Origin of the sequence: Streptomyces sp. NPDC002476 (assembly GCF_042889785.1) — a bacterium.
In the GTDB taxonomy this organism is placed as follows: domain Bacteria; phylum Actinomycetota; class Actinomycetes; order Streptomycetales; family Streptomycetaceae; genus Streptomyces.
Window position 1 is genome coordinate 108,141 of sequence record NZ_JBIARH010000007.1, and the last position, 14,458, is coordinate 122,598.

Consider the following 14,458-nt stretch of genomic DNA (forward strand, 5'->3'; position numbering starts at 1 on the left):
CCGAGGAGGACCCGATGAAACGCCGGTCCCTCCTCGCTGCCGGACTGGCCGTCCCCGCGCTCGCCCTCGATCACCTCGACGAGGCTCTCGCGCTGCTGCCCGCACCCGCCTTCGCGCCGAGCGCGGACCGTCTAACCGTGCAGTACCGCCGGGCACGTGCCCAGTTCAACCGCGGCGCGCACGCCGACCTGATCGAGGCACTTCCCGACCTCCTGGCCACCGCCGAGGCCTGCGCCGACCACGGCGAAGCCGCCGACTACGCCCGGCTCGCCGCCTGCTACGACCTGGCCACTGAGACCCTGTCCAAGGTCGGCCGCTACGACGCCAGCCGGATCACCGCCGACCGGTCCAACACCTACGCACGCATCTCAGGCGCCCCGCTGGTCGGTGCCGCGTCCGCCCGCGCCTTCAGCATCGTCCTGCGCCCCGCTGGCCGCGCCGCGACCGCGCAGCGCGTGACCCTTCACGCCGCCGCCCAGGTCGAGACCACCGGGCTCGTCACCCCCGCTCAGGCCCGCACCTTCGCACAGATGCTCTGCACCGTCGCCTACGCCGCCGCTGAGGCCGGCGACCGCGACCGTGCCCTGGAGATGATCCGCGACGCCGAACGGGCTGTGGCCCTCCTCCCCGACCAGCCGGGTGCGCCGACGTTCTCGGTCACCCCGGCCTCCGTGACCCTCTACAAGGTCGGCGTCCTGTGGTCCCTCGGTGACGCGGGCGCTGCCGTCCACGCAGGACGGAACCTCCGCCCCGGCCAGTTCGCCACCGCCGAACGCCGCGGCCGGCTCCACACTGACATGGCCCGCGCCTGGTGGCGCTGGAACAAACCTGAGCAGACCGCGCACGCTCTCCTCGCCGCCCACCGCACCGCTCCCGCCGAGGTCCGCGACCGCCCCAGCATCCGCGCGATCGTCACCGACCTCGCTCACCGCCACCCCCACACCAGCGGCGTGCGGGAGCTGGTGGCTGTGACTCGGGCACCCGTCACCTCGTGACCCTGCAGGGCAAGCTCATCGTCCGATGCCCCCACTCAAGACGGGCCGAGAGGTTGACTGCCTCCAGGCCGCTGCGTTGTCAGTCCAGCAGGTTGAACTCGAGGTCGACGATGACCCGCGCGATGTGCTCCGGGTGTTCGTCGAGGAAGGTCCGCAGGTCATCCCAGAAGGGCCATCCGTCGAATGAGTCGTGGGCGTAGAGCTTGAGAGCGCCGCGGGGTTCGTCCTCGTCGGGTTCGCGTTCCAGGTAGGCGTACCCGAGGCGGTCCAGTTCCTCCATCGTGCTGCTGATCTCGCTCTGTGACCGGCGGGTGCGCCGGGACACCTCGGCGATGCCGAGTACGGCGTCGGCCTGGACGAGGAAGGAGAGGAGGCTGCGGGCCGGCAAGGTCAGCTCGGCGAGCTTGTCCGCGATGGTGTTGACCATCGCGACGTCGTCGTGCTTCTCGTCGGGCGTGAGGTTGTCGACCCCGATGGCGGCGTGGAGTGCGTTGAGGGTGGTGGCGTAGTGGACGGTCGCGGCCTTTGTGTGATCGGTGAACTGGGCCTCGATGTACGCCGCCGCCGCGCGGAACCGGTCCTCGTGCTTCTTTTTCATCCGGCGCAGCATGGGGGCGGGGTACTTGCTGCGGCTGTTCACGTGGTCGATCCGGGTGTGGTGCTTGGGGCACAGGAGCATCAGGTTGCTGGCGGCCCGGAGGGCCTGCCGGTCCAGTGCGGGATCGTGCCGGGGGCTGCTCGGCTCGACGCCGTGGATGTGGGCCACTTCGCCGATGAACGCGCCGTCTTCGCAGATGAGCCGCTCGGTGCAGGGGTCGAAGGCGCATTCGTTGCCGCTGAGGATCCACAGTTCCCGGGCGACCTGGCCCAGCGGCTCCATGCGGTTCGTCGGCTTCTTGGGTGAGGGGGGCACGGTGGGAGTCTTGCGTACCGCGGCGTCCCTGTGTGAGCGGACGCCGGATCTGTGCCGGCCGCCCCGGTGGAGCTGTCCGTCCGTGCTTGCGGGAGAGGCTTCACCGGGGCGGCCGGGCCCGGCCGGGGGCGCCCGGGTGGTGGTTCAGGTCCGTTCTTCGGCTGCCAGTTCGTCGGCGAGGAGGCCGAGCTGCCACGTCTGCTCCTGCAGAGTGTGGATGATCTTGCCGAGCCGGCGTTCCCGCTTGGCGCCGGCGGCGCTCTGGTGGGGGTTGGTGTCCGCCTCGGCGAGGAAGCCGGCGAGGCGCCGGAGGGCCTCGGTGCCGAGCTTGAGGTGGCTGAGCGGTGCGAGGTCCTTCTCGGCGACGGGGCCGGTGCGGGTGGGGTAGCCGTCGGGGCGGCGTTCGATCACCCGGGTCTCGTCCAGGCGCAGCAGGGCGGCGAGGGCGCGGGCGATGTGGGCGCTCTGCGGCGGGACGGCGGCCGCGCCTGCGCCGGCGTGGGCGGGCGGGGTGTCGCCGGGGTAGCCGAGGACGTCGGGGCCGAGAAGGTCCAGGACCTGTTCGGTGCACCGGCGGGCCCGGGCGCGGTCGCGGTCGTCGAGGGTGAGCTGGTCGAAGACGTCCTCTCCGTTGATGGCGAGCATGGACCAGGCGGGGAAGTGGCGTACGACGGTCGTGTGCGGGCCGAATTCGGCGTGGGCTGCGCGGCACAGGCTCTCGGCGTTGTTGATGAGTCCGGCACCGAGCATCAGGTCGGTGGCGATGACGAGGGGGCCGGGGTGGTCGCGGGTGGGCCAGACGCGCAGGCGTACGTAGGAGCGGCCGCCGGTGCTGAGGGAGAAGGGCCAGGCGTGGTCGTCGCGCACCGGGGTGGTGCGTGCGGGCGTGGGCAGGTCGGTCTCGGTCATCGGGTTCCTCTCGGCGCGTCGGTCGCCGACGGTAGGCGCGGTCGCGGACAGGCCGCGTCGTAAGGGGGCGGCGCCCGGGCGACCGGATGTCGGCTGCCACGAGAACGTCAGCCGTTCTGTCACGAAAAGGGTCAGCAGTACCCCTGTCTGAAGGGCCGGACGACGCGCCCGGCCCTTCAGCGGCTCAGCTCAGGTCGAGGGTCAGGTCCAAGCGGAGGCCCGTTTGATCCTTGCGCGGTTCGCAGTCGTCGGGGCAGAGGTAGAACGGCACGAAGCTCACGTAGAGCAGGCAGGCCCTGGGGTGTGCTGTGAGCCACTCGCTCGCGGTCCGAAACAGTTCGGCTGGGCTGTCTTCTGCGTTGCCTGTGACGCTCACGACGGTCAGACGGCCATGTTGTTCCTGGGTCTGGGTGGGCATGCCTCTCCCGGCTGATGACAGAAGGGCGCCCCGGCACGGGGAGTGCGCCGGGGCGGTCTGTGTGACTAGACGGGGGAAGTCTCGTCTGGGAACCGGACAGGGGTCGGTTATAGCGGTGGCGCATTCTCGATGCGGGGCTTGCCGAGGCCAGCGCCGCGTACGGCCCGCATGTGTTCGCACCGTGGGGCCTGTGGTGTGAAGGCAGCGCCGGTGGACTTGCGCATGGATCGGAAGAACCGCTGTCCGGCCGCTGACTGTGTGGTGGTGACCCATGTGTACGTCTCGAAGCCGCGCATCGCGCGTAGCAGCATGCGAGCTGCGTAGCCCTGCCCCTCCCACTCGTCGGTGACCCGGATCTTGGCGACGAGCGCGATGCGGCAGCGAGCGCAGGTGACCCAGGTGAGGCGGGCGAAGTCGTAGTTGTCGTCGGTGCGGACCTCGATCCGCTGGTAACCGCCGTCGGTGATCGGCGGGAAGTACCACCAGTTCTCCCCGGCCGACGAGGCCGGGCGTCGGCCGGCTATGCGGGGAGGGGCGGGCTGGTTGAGATGTGGGCGGAGCGCTTCACGGACACGGGCTAGGAGCTGGGGTATCACAGGGTGCTCCCTTCGAGCGGAGGCGGAAACGCTGGAGGTCCAGGGGCCGTCACGCTCCCCGCCCTCACGTAGGTGTCACCGGATCAGTGGTTACGGCTCCAGCGGTTTCGCGGTGGCCAGCGGTTCGCGAAGGTCGTCGGGGAGCTCGGGGTGATCGCGCCAGCCGGCGCACAGGCCGAGCATGTCGTCCCACGCCTGCCGCAGGATGCCGGGGTTCCCGTCGGGCCATTCGAGCTGCTGCAGGAGCGTCTTCTCGTAGTAGCCGATGGCGAGGGTCAGGGCCTCAGGCACACGCAGTATCAGTGCGGCGTCGGCGGACTTCTCGGCCCCTTCTGCGAGTTCCGGGATGCGCCGCTTGAGGGCGTCGGTGGTCTCCCGAACGCGGGCGGTAGCGAACGCGGCGAGCGCACAGACCTGTTCGATGGTGGGCGGTGCAATGACGGTGGTGGTCATGACCTTGGAGCGTAGAGGCGAGTGACCGGAGGGTTCAGCCGGATCGGTGAATTGCCCGTACGGCCCGGTCGGTGCCCGCGCGGTCGACGTCGTTGGCGAGGACCGTTTGCGGTGCGACCGCTCGGCAGGCGTCCTCCGGCCAGCGCGGCGACGCCTTCCCAGGTCAGCCGCGGCTCCCGCGAGTTCACCGGCCTTGGCCTCCAGGTAACCCCAGTGCCTGTTCTCGACGGCTTGCGCGCACGCGGAGACGCGTCGCAGCGGCGCGGTGTACGTGGCGTTAAGGCGTTCTTCGGCCGGGCTCGGGGCACCGGTGTCCATGTTCCGACCGTACGCCGGGCCCACGGCCTGGCCGCTGGCGGCGTCAGGAGGGCGGGGCCGGCTGCTCGGGCAGGCCGAGGATGCGCAGCTCGTCGCGGTGATGGTGGTCTGGGTGACCGCCTGAGCCCGGCCGGCTCAGGCGGGCTACGGCGGTCGGTCAGGTGGCTGGTGTGGGCACCACGATCTCCACGCGCCGGTTGCGCTTCCTGCCGCTCTCGGAGGCGTTGTCCGCGATCGGCTGGGCCTCGCCCAGTCCCTCGGTGTTGATCGTGAGGCCGGTGAGTTCGGGGCGTTTCTGGAGGAGGGCCTTCACGGCGTTCGCTCGGTCGCGGGAGAGTTCCAGGCCGTGCTCGGCGCTGCCGAGGTCGTCGGTGAAGCCGGTGATCTTGACCGGCTGGGACGGGCGGCTCGCAGCGATCTTGCGTGCCACCTCGTCCAGGGCCGAGCGGGCTGCGGGGGATACCTCCGAGCTGTCCTTGGCGAAGAGGAGCGAGGCCTGGAGGGTGTACTTGGTCTCCGCTTCGCTCTGGGTGGTGCGACGGGTGCCCGCGAGGTCTTCGACGCGGGAGACGATCGGGTACACCCTGCTGGTCAGGTCCCGCAGACTCACGTCTCCGGGGCCGGGGGCGGTGGGAGAGGCGCTCGCGGTGGACAGGAGCGCGGTCGCCAGGACGGCGAGCGTGGTCGTGGTCGGCATGGTCACTGCCCTGCCGGGAGGGAGAGGGCGGGTCTCGCCGGGCTCGATGATGCGCTTGATCTCGGTGCACAGGCAGTTGCCCTGGGAGTCCTTCAGCGCGAGGTACCGCTTGCCGCCCTTGCGGTCGACGATGGAGGAGCCGGCGAGGGTGTAGCCGGTGCCTTCGTCGGTCCAGGCGCTCGCGTAGAAGTCCTTGTCGCCGTCGTTGCGGGCGCCGGCCCAGACCGTGACCATCCCGTCTCGCCGCTCGACCCGGTAGATCTCGCCGACGATGCCGTCGTCGCCGCGGGTCTTGGCGATCGCGGTGGCCGGCGGCATCTCGGACTTCTGTGGTGTCGCGGTGGGGGCCGGGGCGGCGCTGGATGCCTGCGCGTCCAGTGTGGCCGCGGGCGCGGTGCTGCTCTTTGCGGTGTCGTGGGCGGACTGGGGGCTGCAGGCGGTCATGAGCAGGACGGCGGCTGCCGCTGCGGAGACCGCGGCGGCGTGATGGAGCTGTCGCATCGGGTTCCTCCAGGAGAAGTGTGTTCAGGCAGGGGTCTGGCGCGCCGGGTCGCGGAAGCGGGGGTGGCGGGCGGCCCCCGGTGGCGCGGTCCGCCGGTGTCCGGTCGGCTGCGTACGGTGCGGTCGTGCCTCACCGAACCGCCTCCCCCATCCCCACGACCAGCGAAGAAACCCATAACGGCAAGAAGCGCTCCGCCCTCCTTTTTAGCCCGCCTGCCCCACCCGCACCGTGTCCACCGGGCCGTGACGACTCGTCACGGGTCGTCACGTGTCGTTCCGAATCGTCACGTCCGGGCCCCCAAGAGGGCCGGGAGCCGGACAGCCACCCGTAGAGGAGGACTCCAGGCTTCTTGCCGTTATGGATTCGTGGGCTGGTCCTAGACACGGGCGCTGTCCTCTCTCGTGAGCAGTGCCCGCACCGTACGGACCAGACCGGACAGCACCATGAGGGCAACCGCGCGGCCGCCGGCCCCGGGATTCGCCAGACGTCGCCCCGGGGATCAATCGAACCGTGGTTGGCGCTGAGATTGATCATGGTCCAGTCGACGCGAGGGTGCTGACCCGGTTCTCGTACTCGCGACGGGCCTTGCGCTGGGCGGGGACCGCCGGGGCGCCATGTGTCGTGCGCAGGGTGGATGTCAGCGGGATGCGCAGGGTTATGACAGTGGGATCGCAGAGTCGGTGTCAGTAGGGGCTGGCGGCTCGGGGAGCATCCGCAGGCTGTACGCCACGTTGTCGTGGAGGCGGTCGATGATGTCGCCGCGGGTGACCATGTCGGCGGCCGCGAGGTCGGCGAGGGCCTGACGCTGGGCGGCGTCGCCGGTGTCGATGCCACCGTCGACCCAGACGCGCAGGAGGACCTCCGCCTCGGCGGGCTGGATCGGGCCGCGTACGGAGGCGTGGGGCTTCTTCCGTCCTGAGAGGGCGTCGACCTGGTGCGCGGCGAGGACGTCGAGGCGCGGAGCGGCCGTGTACGCCTCGGGCGGGACGTGCCGCAGGGTGAGCGCGCCACCGGTGTCCGGGTGGGTGCGGGCGTGGTGGAGGGCGGCGTCGGTCCGGTGCCGGGTCCAGGACAGGGCGTCGGCGAGGGCCTCGGCGGTGAGGGGACTGTCGGCGTGCGCGAGCGCGGTGACGACGGTGAGCGCGTCGTGGTCGGCGCCGGCCGGGCGCCGGTCGAGGACCTGGCGGTGGCGGGGCAGCTCGAAGAGGTCGTCGGCGCCGGTCATCAGGTCGGCGGGGTGCATGTCAAGGCGGCGGGCGAGTTCGAGCAGGACGCGGACGGGCAGGTCGGGCAGCTCGTCGAGGTCGATCTGGTGCTCGTGGACGCCGAGGAGGTCGGCGAGCTGCCAGCCGGTCATGCCCGCGGCCAGGAGCCGGCGCTTGATGACGTGGGAGCGCTGCACCGATTCGCGGCGTCGCTGGGGGCCCTCGCGGCGAGGGGCCCGGCTGTAGGGGCTCGGCGCGGTCACAGGCGGCTGCGCACGTGGTCGCTGAGGGGGACGAGGTCCAGTCGACGTCGATGCGGGGCCGGGCGGCGGCCTGGCACAGTCCGGCGGCGGTGTGGGTGAAGGCGGCCCAGTCGCGCATGGTGCCCTGTCCGTACAGCTCGTCGATCTGCCGCAGCAGGGCGTCGTCCGCGTCCGCGTAGATGGGGTGGTAGTCCCGCATGAGGGCGGGGATCTCGTCGGCGGCCAGCGGGCGGAAGGGCAGGCGGCGGAAGACGCGGGAGCGGAGCATCGGTTCGCGGGAGAGGACTTCCCAGCAGCCGTCGCCGCCGACGTAGAGCAGGGCGAACTTTGTCTTCGGCTCGTCGTGCAGGTGCCGCAGCAGTTCGATGCAGTCGCTGTTGAGGCGCTGGGCCTCGTCCACGACGACCAGGCGCTTGGGGTGGGAGAGCAGGTCCAGGAGCCGGTTGGTGATGTGGAACCGGTTGCGGGACTTGGGGGCGACGGTGCCGGTGAGCGCGGCCAGGAGGTGGTCGGCGACCAGGCGCATGGTGGGGCGGGCGGTGAAGGACAGCGCGCAGACGGCGGGGCCGCCGCGGCAAGCCTGGTCTTCCAGGGCGGCCTCGACCGCGTACGTCTTGCCGGTGCCGGCCGGGCCGTGGATGACGCCGGTGGCGTTGTTGGCGACCAGGTCGTCCACAACGCGGTGGGCGAGCTGGAAGGTGCCGGTCGGCAGCGTCGCGGCGCCGGCCAGGTCGGCGAAGTGCCGGGGCATTCAGCTCTCCTCGTTCGTGGCGTTCGTGGTGATCGGGGTGATGCCGAGCAGGGAGGTGGAGGCGCGGGCGCGCAGGGCGGCGTCGAGTGCCTGGCGGGAGGAGCCGCGGCCGACCTTGTCCGCCACGAGCCGGGATTCGGCGGCTGGGGCGCCATCGCCGGTCATCGGTGCGAGCTCGCGGCGGGCCCGGCGTGACGCCCGGCGGCGTTCGCGGCCGAGCCGGGCGGCTTCGTCGCGCTGCTGGAGGCGGAAGGCGTCGGTCTGCTCGGCAGTGAGCGTTCCGGTCGGCAGCGCGGTGCACAGGTGCTTGCCGCCCAGGTAGACCTCGATGGACCGGTCGTCGTGCGGCATGTAGCGGATCTGGACGACCTGACCGACCCGTCCGTGGATCTCGGACGCGACGTAGGCGTGCCCGTTGAGGTGGATGCCGTCCTTCTGGATCGTGCGCTCGTCGCCGGCCAGCAGCAGGTGGCGCAGCTTGTCCGCGTCGATCCGGTGCAGCGGTGCCTCGTCCTCCTGCCAGGCGGCCAGCGGGGTACGGCCCTCCAGCATCCGGTGCGGGCGCTCGGTGTTGTACCAACGCGCCCAGGCGGCGAGCCGTGCCACGAAGTCATCGAGGAGCATCGGCCCGCCCGTCTTCTCCGCGGCGCGCTTGGCGGCTGGGCTGTCGCCAATGGGCCCGTACAGGCGGCCCGACGCGTCGCGGGGGCCGCCGGTGAAGCCGGGCATCAGGGAGATGAAGGTCTGCTCGATGGTCAGGTTGACCCGCTCGACCTTGCCCTTGCGGTGCGGGGTGAACGCCGGGAGGCGGTGGACGGTGACGCACAGCGCGGCCATCACGTCCTTGATGGTGGCGGCGGCGAACTCCAGGCCACGGTCGATCCGTACGCGGGCGGGCACCGCGCCGAACGGCGAGGGACGTCAGGGTCGTGGACCAGGGCCATGCGCATCGCGGTCAGGACCGTGCCCGCGTGCGGGCTCACCGCGAGGGACCAGCCCAGCAGGGCCCGGGTGCCGTCGTCGACGATCGTCGTCATCCACGGAGAGAGCGGCTTGCCCTTGGGCGGGTGCACGAGGATCGGCAACTGCTTGTGGTCCATCTCCCACACCCGGCCCCGAACCTCGTCCGGGCGCCGCAGGTACACCGACTTCGCCCGGCGCCCGGACTCGCCGACCTTCCACGTGGCCCGCTCGGCCGGGGTGAGCTCGCGGTTGAACGCGACCTGCATCGTTGCGCAGCGCGACGGGAGCGGCGCCCGCCCAGCCCTCGCGCAGGAAGTCGGGGACCGGAGCGCCGGCAGTTGTGCCGTCGCCGTCGACCACGGCCTGGCGGGCGCGGTGCACGGCGGAGACGTTCCCCCGGTACAGGGCGTACGCCTCCCGGTCCGTCTCGCTCAGCACGTACGGCTCGGGCCCGCGGCGTTCCGGGACGCGGGCGGGCGCGGCCAGCCACCGCCACACCGTGCGCTCGCTGACGCCCAGGCCCTCGGCAGCCAGGCGCACGTGCGCGGCCGACAGCTGCTCGGCGTCGCGCAGCTGGATCAGCCGGGCCACCGCCGCAGCACGCTTCGACTCGTCCGCCCCCTCCATGATCGGAAGTCTCCGGCAGCGTCCCGAAACGCGTTCGGGACACCCGCCCCCTTCATCCATACGAGTGAACGGGAGAGGAACGGCAGGCAGGCTTTCCCGTCACGTCCACGCTGATCACGGCGACCGCCATGGATAGAGAAAGGAAGGCAACGGCATGGGCAGCGAGGAGTTGAGGTACCTGCTGGGTGGTCCTCATGAGTCGGGCGAGGAGGTGGTGTACCTCCTGCGCGCTCATGATGTCGATGAGTTCAGGACGCCAGGCCGAGGGCGCAGCAAGTGCAAGATCGGCACAACGAGCGACCTGGGCACCCGCCTGCCGAAGATCTACAACGGATCGTCAGATCCGCTAGAGCTGATGGAGACCTACCCGGGAGGCGAGGAACTAGAGCGGGCGCTGCATGCCTGGTTCGGCTCCTTGCGGAAGCACCTGGAGTGGTTCTACTTCTTCGACGTGGAGCCAAAGCCGTTGGTAGACCGCGCGGTGGAAGTGATCCGCAAGCAAGGTCTGGAGTGGAAGAGCGGGCCACAGCGGAAGAAGGAAATCACTCAGGCCGTCCGGAGCACGAGGAAGGCTGAGCAGCACCTGATGTTCCTCGGCTCGGAGATCCGGCGTATCCAGGGTCTGGGGCAACAAGTCCACGCCGAGACCATGCGAGTGCTCGCGTGGGATTTCACCCCACGCACTGAAGAGGACGAGGCATTGGCCAAGCGCGTCGGCCAAGAGCACGTCTACCTTCTCGATCTCCTGCCCGACCACCTGGGGCGGCTCTTGGAGGACCTAAAGAGTTCCGTCACCTCCGCTGCTCGGACCGGAGTCCTGCCGATGGCCGATGCCAAGGCCGCGTCCGGACTGGACGACGGGATGGTGGAACAGATCATGCACAAGCCGAAGGCGCCGAACTCAGGCCCGTGGGAGCTGATTGCGCAGTGGCGGGTGCCGCTGAACAACTCGAATCCCATGAGGACCTGACCTCTCTTGCCCGTCCCGGAAACGGTCGTTTCCGGGACGGTCATCCGCCGCCGTGGGCGGAGCGTGGAAGCCGTCTCGAAAGGCGTCCTGAAACCGGCGGGCGCGGCGGAGAAGCAGGACGGGTATTCGGGACGGGCTGCGTCGAGCGGCCGGGCGGGAGGGGAACACGTGAACGGCGACCTGGACGAGATCGCCCGCGCCGAGCTCGTCGAGCGCGAACCCTGTCCGCGGTGCGGGGCGCCGCCCGGATCGGTGTGCCGGGCGAACTCCGGCGTCGTCGCCGTCGATTACCACACCGGCCGCTACGCCAAGATCCCCGGACTGAAGTCCGGACCCGCGATCCGGATCCCCGCCGCCCGCCGCCCCGGCCGCGCCTGGGAGCCCGGCCTCGAACCCGACCTCGCCGTCGGCGGCGCGCTAGCGCGGGCCGGCGACCGCATCGGCTACGCCCGCGTCTCCAGCAAGGGCCAGGACCTTGCCGGACAGGTCCGCCTCCTGAAGAAGGCCGGCTGCGTACGGATCTACGTCGAGAAGGTCGGCAGCCGGGAGAAGATCCGGCCCGAGTACAACGCCGCGCTCGTCGACCTGCGCCCGGCCGACACTCTGACCGTCACCATGCTCGACCGCCTCGGCCGCAACATGATCGAGCTCATCACCTCCGCGCAGGACCTCGCCGAGCGCGACCACCGCCTGGAGATCCTCGGCGGCCCGCTCTCCGGGATGTACGACCCGCAGGGCGCGGGCAAGGTGCTCTTCGTGGTGTTCGCCGCGATGGCGGAGGTCGAGCGGGAGTTCATCCACGAACGCACCCTCATCGGCCTGGATACCGCGGCGGCGAACGGCAACCACGGCGGCCGCCCGCCGGCCGTCGACGGCGACATGCTCGCCATCGCGCTCCGGCGCCGCGAGGCCAACGAGCCGGTCACCTCGATCGCCCGGCACCTCGGCGTCGGCCGCTCCACCCTCTACCGGACCTTGGCCGCGTACGACGAAGCCGCCACCACGATGTCCAGTCCCGGCCGACACGAGAAGTGACGGTCACAAGGACCAGCCGCTCGGCAGCATGCTCCTCAGGTCTACCTCAAGTCCGGTTTCAGATGGTGCCGGTGAACGCAGAACCCGACCATGACAGGGTTCGATTGGGGGACCGTCCCCGCATGGGCGAGCGCCATTTTGACCAGCGGCTCGCTGTTGCTCGGCTTCTACATCCTCCTGCGTGACCGACGCAAGGAGGAGACAGAGGAAGCCCGCAAGCTCGTCTTCAGCACGAACACGCCCCACGGAGGCGACCCTCACGTCGTCCGAGTGACCAACGTGTCAGACCGCCCCTTTCTCTCAGTCGGCCTGTTCAATGCTGATCAGTGGCGCACTGATCAGCAGACCGGAGAGGACCCGGAAGGGCCGCTCCTGCCTGGCCAATCCAGGGAGTACACGCATAACGGCTCGGGCTCAGGTGCCCTGGCTGCACGCTTCCAGGACGCGGACGGCCAGAACTGGGTCAAGGTCTTCGACAGCCATCGGCTGATCCGAGCTCCGGCAGACAGCGTGATCGCGCGGCATTTTGAGCGTCGCCTGGCGAGCAAGATACGTCGGACCGACCAGCATCTGATGACGCCCACGCCCAGCCGATGGGACCGCGTGCAGTACCGCCTGCGGCATCCGTGGCGGTGAGCTTCGCCGCTACGGGGTTCTCGAAACCGCCACACAAGGCCATCGCCAAGGGAGGGGCCTCCTCAGGCGACGCACGGCACTGACACAACTCTGCGCATCACTGACATCTACTCTGCGCCCGACACCGGGATTCGCCAGACGTCGCCACCACCGGCGGCGCCCCGTTCACTGAAGGCCGTCCCGGCAGGGCCCAGCACCTGCCCTACGCCAAGGAGCCCGACCCGATGCCCAGCAACGGCACTTCCCTCAACCCCCTCGCGCTCATCGCCGCGCTCGAAGCCGAATGCGTGGCCATCGACGGCGAAGGCCGCTACCTCCCCTTCGAGGACCTCATCAACTACGTCCGTACCCACCTGAGCGACGAGGAACTGGCCCAGCTCGCCAAGAAGCCCACCGACCCCCACCTCAAGGAGGGCGACGTCATCCTCCACAACGGCCACCCCGCCACCGTCCGCAGCATCAACTTCCACGCCCCCCACAAGCACCCCCGCTCCGGACTCCCCCGCCACCGGCCCGCCACCGAGATCACCACCAGCCAGGGCAGCCTCTACTTCACCCTCGTCCCCGACGCCTGAACCCACCCACGACGAGCGCCGCCCGCCCGCGCACCGAGAACAGCGGCCCCCGGGCGGACACGGTGCCCAGCGGACACCACGCCCGCCCCACGCAAGAGCGGCCGGGCCCGGCCCCTGGCCCGGGCCCACGCTGTACCGGATCACGCGCACCAGTGCGCCGGCGGACGCTGAGACCCCCGCACCCGGCGGTCCCGACTACGCCTTCGTCTCCAGCACCCCCTCCTGGAACAGCAGATGGAGCAGCATCGACTTCGACGCGCACCGCAACGGGGGCCACAACCGGCTGTCGGCGTTTCCCGATGCGGCCGAGGCCATCCAGCGCGCCCGGTGGGCGACAGAAGAGGACCGCAGCAGGTACGAGGGCATCGTGTTCCAGGCGTACCTGCTGACGTGGTCGGTGCAGGCCGTCGAGCAGTCACAGCCGTGAGCGGGCTCTGACTCGACGAGCCGCAGGAGCGAGGCGCTCTCGCCCGGCCCATCCAGGCTGCCCGATCGGCCTTCGTCACGGATCACCATCCCGCTGTGCATCCAGGCCGGGAGCCCAAGACCAGCGGCTCCCGAGCACGACCTCACAGAAGAGAGACATCCGATGTCCGAGCCGACAACGAACGATCTGATCGTCGCCTCCGTTCTGGAGGAGACGCGAGTGGCCCGCAAGGCCCACCACCAGGCCATCACCCTCCTGGTCAACACCGCTGAAGCCGAAGACCCCGTTCCCGGCATGCAGCTGGAGACCTTCGTACGGGCGCAGGCCCTGCACCAGTTGTGGGCCCGCGCCCACTCCTGGACGGGTACGTCGGCGCTGTCCGAAGCGGACCAGCGCCTGAATGTGCCGCGGTCCCCCGAACCCGCCCTGCGGCAGCTGCTCAACACCAAGGCGCCGTTCGTCCTCGGCCAGGACGCGTCAGAGATGGCCCGACTCGTACATGAGCACCGTATGGCCATGTACCACCGATGGCACCGCGACCTGGCGGCCATCCTCGAATGCCACACCGGGAACGGCTGGTGACCGGCTTCCGCAGTTGGACGGTGCGTGCGCGCTTCCCGCTAGCCAGCCCCGGATACGCCTCCTGCCCGGCGCGCCTGCCGCCGCACAACGGCGTCGATCCGCTTGGCCGCGACTCCTTGCTGAGGCACACGGCTCGGCGCCGGCCCGCCCCGCTCACCGGCTGGATGGCCACCCGCCGCCTCACGCAGGTCATTGCCCGGTCGGCTGCCCAGAGTGTGCTGGCTAGAAGCGCTTCGCCCCGAGGCCGCGACCGGCCCCCACCCTTCACCCCCGGAGCGCCCGTGGAACAGCCCCACACCGCCACTCCCACCGAACCGGCTGCACCCGCCGACCCCGGCCTCAAGCCCGGCGACCTCATCCTCCAGAACGGCCACCCCGCCACCGTCCGCCACATCAACTTCCACGCCCCCTACAAACACCCCGTCTCTCCGGACTCCCCCAGGCCCGCCACGGAGATCGTCAACAGCCAGGGCAGCCACTACCTCACCCTCATCCCCCAGGCCTGACCACACCCCGCCCGGGCGCCGCTCGGCTTCGGTGATCCGGCGAGCTGAGGCACTGGACACGCAGTGACCGAGCCGACACGCGGCTCGCAAGGCCATCGCGCAGGCATGGGACCGGCT

The 14,458-nt window shown here is 70.6% G+C and carries 19 protein-coding genes; 8 read left to right on the forward strand and 11 right to left on the reverse strand.

Translation table 11 applies throughout. From position 1 onward, the window contains the following. Positions 1-14 precede the first annotated feature (14 nt). Positions 15-995: a transcriptional regulator gene (locus ACFYXM_RS10975; RefSeq protein ID WP_389288669.1), complete on the forward strand. Its 981-nt coding sequence runs from the start codon at positions 15-17 to the stop codon at positions 993-995. Positions 996-1,074: 79 nt separating this feature from the next. On the opposite strand, the gene ACFYXM_RS10980 is transcribed toward ACFYXM_RS10975, so the two are convergent. From ACFYXM_RS10980 to ACFYXM_RS11000, 5 genes are all read right to left on the reverse strand, one after another. After that, positions 1,075-1,908, reverse strand: coding sequence for a hypothetical protein (locus tag ACFYXM_RS10980; RefSeq protein ID WP_389288670.1), 834 nt, complete (start codon positions 1,906-1,908; stop codon positions 1,075-1,077). 144 nt (positions 1,909-2,052) lie between these two features. Next, positions 2,053-2,817, reverse strand: coding sequence for a hypothetical protein (locus ACFYXM_RS10985; protein ID WP_389288671.1), 765 nt, complete (start codon positions 2,815-2,817; stop codon positions 2,053-2,055). A gap of 184 nt (positions 2,818-3,001) precedes the next feature. Continuing rightward, entirely contained in the window at positions 3,002-3,235 is a 234-nt protein-coding gene (locus ACFYXM_RS10990; RefSeq protein WP_389288672.1) for a hypothetical protein, read from the reverse strand. Positions 3,236-3,342: 107 nt separating this feature from the next. After that, positions 3,343-3,831, reverse strand: a complete 489-nt coding sequence (locus tag ACFYXM_RS10995; RefSeq protein WP_389288673.1) for a hypothetical protein — start codon at positions 3,829-3,831, stop codon at positions 3,343-3,345. Between the two features lie 90 nt (positions 3,832-3,921). Then, positions 3,922-4,284 (reverse strand): hypothetical protein, encoded by a 363-nt coding sequence (locus tag ACFYXM_RS11000; protein WP_389288674.1) that lies wholly within the window; start codon positions 4,282-4,284, stop codon positions 3,922-3,924. 310 nt (positions 4,285-4,594) lie between these two features. Between ACFYXM_RS11000 and ACFYXM_RS11005 the strand changes: the two genes are divergently transcribed. Then, on the forward strand, positions 4,595-4,726 hold the full coding sequence (locus tag ACFYXM_RS11005) for a hypothetical protein (RefSeq protein ID WP_389288675.1): 132 nt from the start codon (positions 4,595-4,597) through the stop codon (positions 4,724-4,726). 33 nt (positions 4,727-4,759) lie between these two features. Here the strand turns inward: ACFYXM_RS11005 and ACFYXM_RS11010 are convergent, their stop codons facing one another. From ACFYXM_RS11010 to ACFYXM_RS11030, 5 genes are all read right to left on the reverse strand, one after another. After that, the gene (locus tag ACFYXM_RS11010; RefSeq protein WP_389288676.1) at positions 4,760-5,800 is read right to left on the reverse strand and encodes an OmpA family protein; all 1,041 of its coding nucleotides are present in this window, start codon (positions 5,798-5,800) and stop codon (positions 4,760-4,762) included. 656 nt (positions 5,801-6,456) lie between these two features. After that, the gene (locus ACFYXM_RS11015; protein ID WP_389288677.1) at positions 6,457-7,158 is read right to left on the reverse strand and encodes a hypothetical protein; all 702 of its coding nucleotides are present in this window, start codon (positions 7,156-7,158) and stop codon (positions 6,457-6,459) included. Beyond that, on the reverse strand, positions 7,046-8,020 hold the full coding sequence (locus ACFYXM_RS11020) for an AAA family ATPase (RefSeq protein ID WP_389288678.1): 975 nt from the start codon (positions 8,018-8,020) through the stop codon (positions 7,046-7,048). Before ACFYXM_RS11020 ends, ACFYXM_RS11015 begins: the two co-directional genes overlap by 113 nt. Further along, positions 8,021-8,920, reverse strand: a complete 900-nt coding sequence (locus tag ACFYXM_RS11025; RefSeq protein WP_389288679.1) for a Mu transposase C-terminal domain-containing protein — start codon at positions 8,918-8,920, stop codon at positions 8,021-8,023. Continuing rightward, on the reverse strand, positions 8,857-9,249 hold the full coding sequence (locus ACFYXM_RS11030) for a hypothetical protein (RefSeq protein WP_389288680.1): 393 nt from the start codon (positions 9,247-9,249) through the stop codon (positions 8,857-8,859). The genes ACFYXM_RS11025 and ACFYXM_RS11030 overlap by 64 nt, the downstream gene beginning before the upstream one ends. A gap of 515 nt (positions 9,250-9,764) precedes the next feature. Between ACFYXM_RS11030 and ACFYXM_RS11035 the strand changes: the two genes are divergently transcribed. The 4 genes from ACFYXM_RS11035 (at position 9,765) to ACFYXM_RS11050 (ending at position 12,826) form a co-directional block, all read left to right on the forward strand. Continuing rightward, the gene (locus ACFYXM_RS11035; protein WP_389288681.1) at positions 9,765-10,580 is read left to right on the forward strand and encodes a GIY-YIG nuclease family protein; all 816 of its coding nucleotides are present in this window, start codon (positions 9,765-9,767) and stop codon (positions 10,578-10,580) included. A gap of 168 nt (positions 10,581-10,748) precedes the next feature. Continuing rightward, positions 10,749-11,615 carry a recombinase family protein gene (locus ACFYXM_RS11040; RefSeq protein WP_389288682.1) on the forward strand — a complete coding sequence of 289 codons (867 nt, stop codon included), beginning with the start codon at positions 10,749-10,751 and terminating at the stop codon, positions 11,613-11,615. 90 nt (positions 11,616-11,705) lie between these two features. Beyond that, positions 11,706-12,251: a hypothetical protein gene (locus ACFYXM_RS11045; RefSeq protein WP_389288683.1), complete on the forward strand. Its 546-nt coding sequence runs from the start codon at positions 11,706-11,708 to the stop codon at positions 12,249-12,251. Between the two features lie 224 nt (positions 12,252-12,475). Further along, positions 12,476-12,826, forward strand: a complete 351-nt coding sequence (locus tag ACFYXM_RS11050) for a hypothetical protein (protein WP_389288684.1) — start codon at positions 12,476-12,478, stop codon at positions 12,824-12,826. 195 nt (positions 12,827-13,021) lie between these two features. On the opposite strand, the gene ACFYXM_RS11055 is transcribed toward ACFYXM_RS11050, so the two are convergent. After that, positions 13,022-13,342, reverse strand: coding sequence for a hypothetical protein (locus ACFYXM_RS11055; protein WP_389288685.1), 321 nt, complete (start codon positions 13,340-13,342; stop codon positions 13,022-13,024). 73 nt (positions 13,343-13,415) lie between these two features. Here ACFYXM_RS11055 and ACFYXM_RS11060 point away from each other — a divergent pair, with 73 nt between their 5' ends. Beyond that, positions 13,416-13,835, forward strand: a complete 420-nt coding sequence (locus ACFYXM_RS11060) for a hypothetical protein (RefSeq protein ID WP_389288686.1) — start codon at positions 13,416-13,418, stop codon at positions 13,833-13,835. 281 nt (positions 13,836-14,116) lie between these two features. Further along, on the forward strand, positions 14,117-14,341 hold the full coding sequence (locus ACFYXM_RS11065; RefSeq protein ID WP_389288687.1) for a hypothetical protein: 225 nt from the start codon (positions 14,117-14,119) through the stop codon (positions 14,339-14,341). Positions 14,342-14,458: the final 117 nt, after the last annotated feature.

Coding starts and splice junctions, on each gene's coding strand:
- ACFYXM_RS10990 (WP_389288672.1), bottom strand. CDS start 3,235: ATGCCCACCCAGACCCAGGAACAACATGGCCGTCTGACCGTCGTGAGC.
- ACFYXM_RS11010 (WP_389288676.1), bottom strand. CDS start 5,800: ATGCGACAGCTCCATCACGCCGCCGCGGTCTCCGCAGCGGCAGCCGCC.
- ACFYXM_RS11015 (WP_389288677.1), bottom strand. CDS start 7,158: ATGACCGGCTGGCAGCTCGCCGACCTCCTCGGCGTCCACGAGCACCAG.
- ACFYXM_RS11045 (WP_389288683.1), top strand. CDS start 11,706: ATGACAGGGTTCGATTGGGGGACCGTCCCCGCATGGGCGAGCGCCATT.
- ACFYXM_RS11000 (WP_389288674.1), bottom strand. CDS start 4,284: ATGACCACCACCGTCATTGCACCGCCCACCATCGAACAGGTCTGTGCG.
- ACFYXM_RS11055 (WP_389288685.1), bottom strand. CDS start 13,342: ATGGTGATCCGTGACGAAGGCCGATCGGGCAGCCTGGATGGGCCGGGC.
- ACFYXM_RS11050 (WP_389288684.1), top strand. CDS start 12,476: ATGCCCAGCAACGGCACTTCCCTCAACCCCCTCGCGCTCATCGCCGCG.
- ACFYXM_RS11060 (WP_389288686.1), top strand. CDS start 13,416: ATGTCCGAGCCGACAACGAACGATCTGATCGTCGCCTCCGTTCTGGAG.
- ACFYXM_RS11035 (WP_389288681.1), top strand. CDS start 9,765: ATGGGCAGCGAGGAGTTGAGGTACCTGCTGGGTGGTCCTCATGAGTCG.
- ACFYXM_RS10975 (WP_389288669.1), top strand. CDS start 15: ATGAAACGCCGGTCCCTCCTCGCTGCCGGACTGGCCGTCCCCGCGCTC.
- ACFYXM_RS11030 (WP_389288680.1), bottom strand. CDS start 9,249: ATGCAGGTCGCGTTCAACCGCGAGCTCACCCCGGCCGAGCGGGCCACG.
- ACFYXM_RS10985 (WP_389288671.1), bottom strand. CDS start 2,817: ATGACCGAGACCGACCTGCCCACGCCCGCACGCACCACCCCGGTGCGC.
- ACFYXM_RS11020 (WP_389288678.1), bottom strand. CDS start 8,020: ATGCCCCGGCACTTCGCCGACCTGGCCGGCGCCGCGACGCTGCCGACC.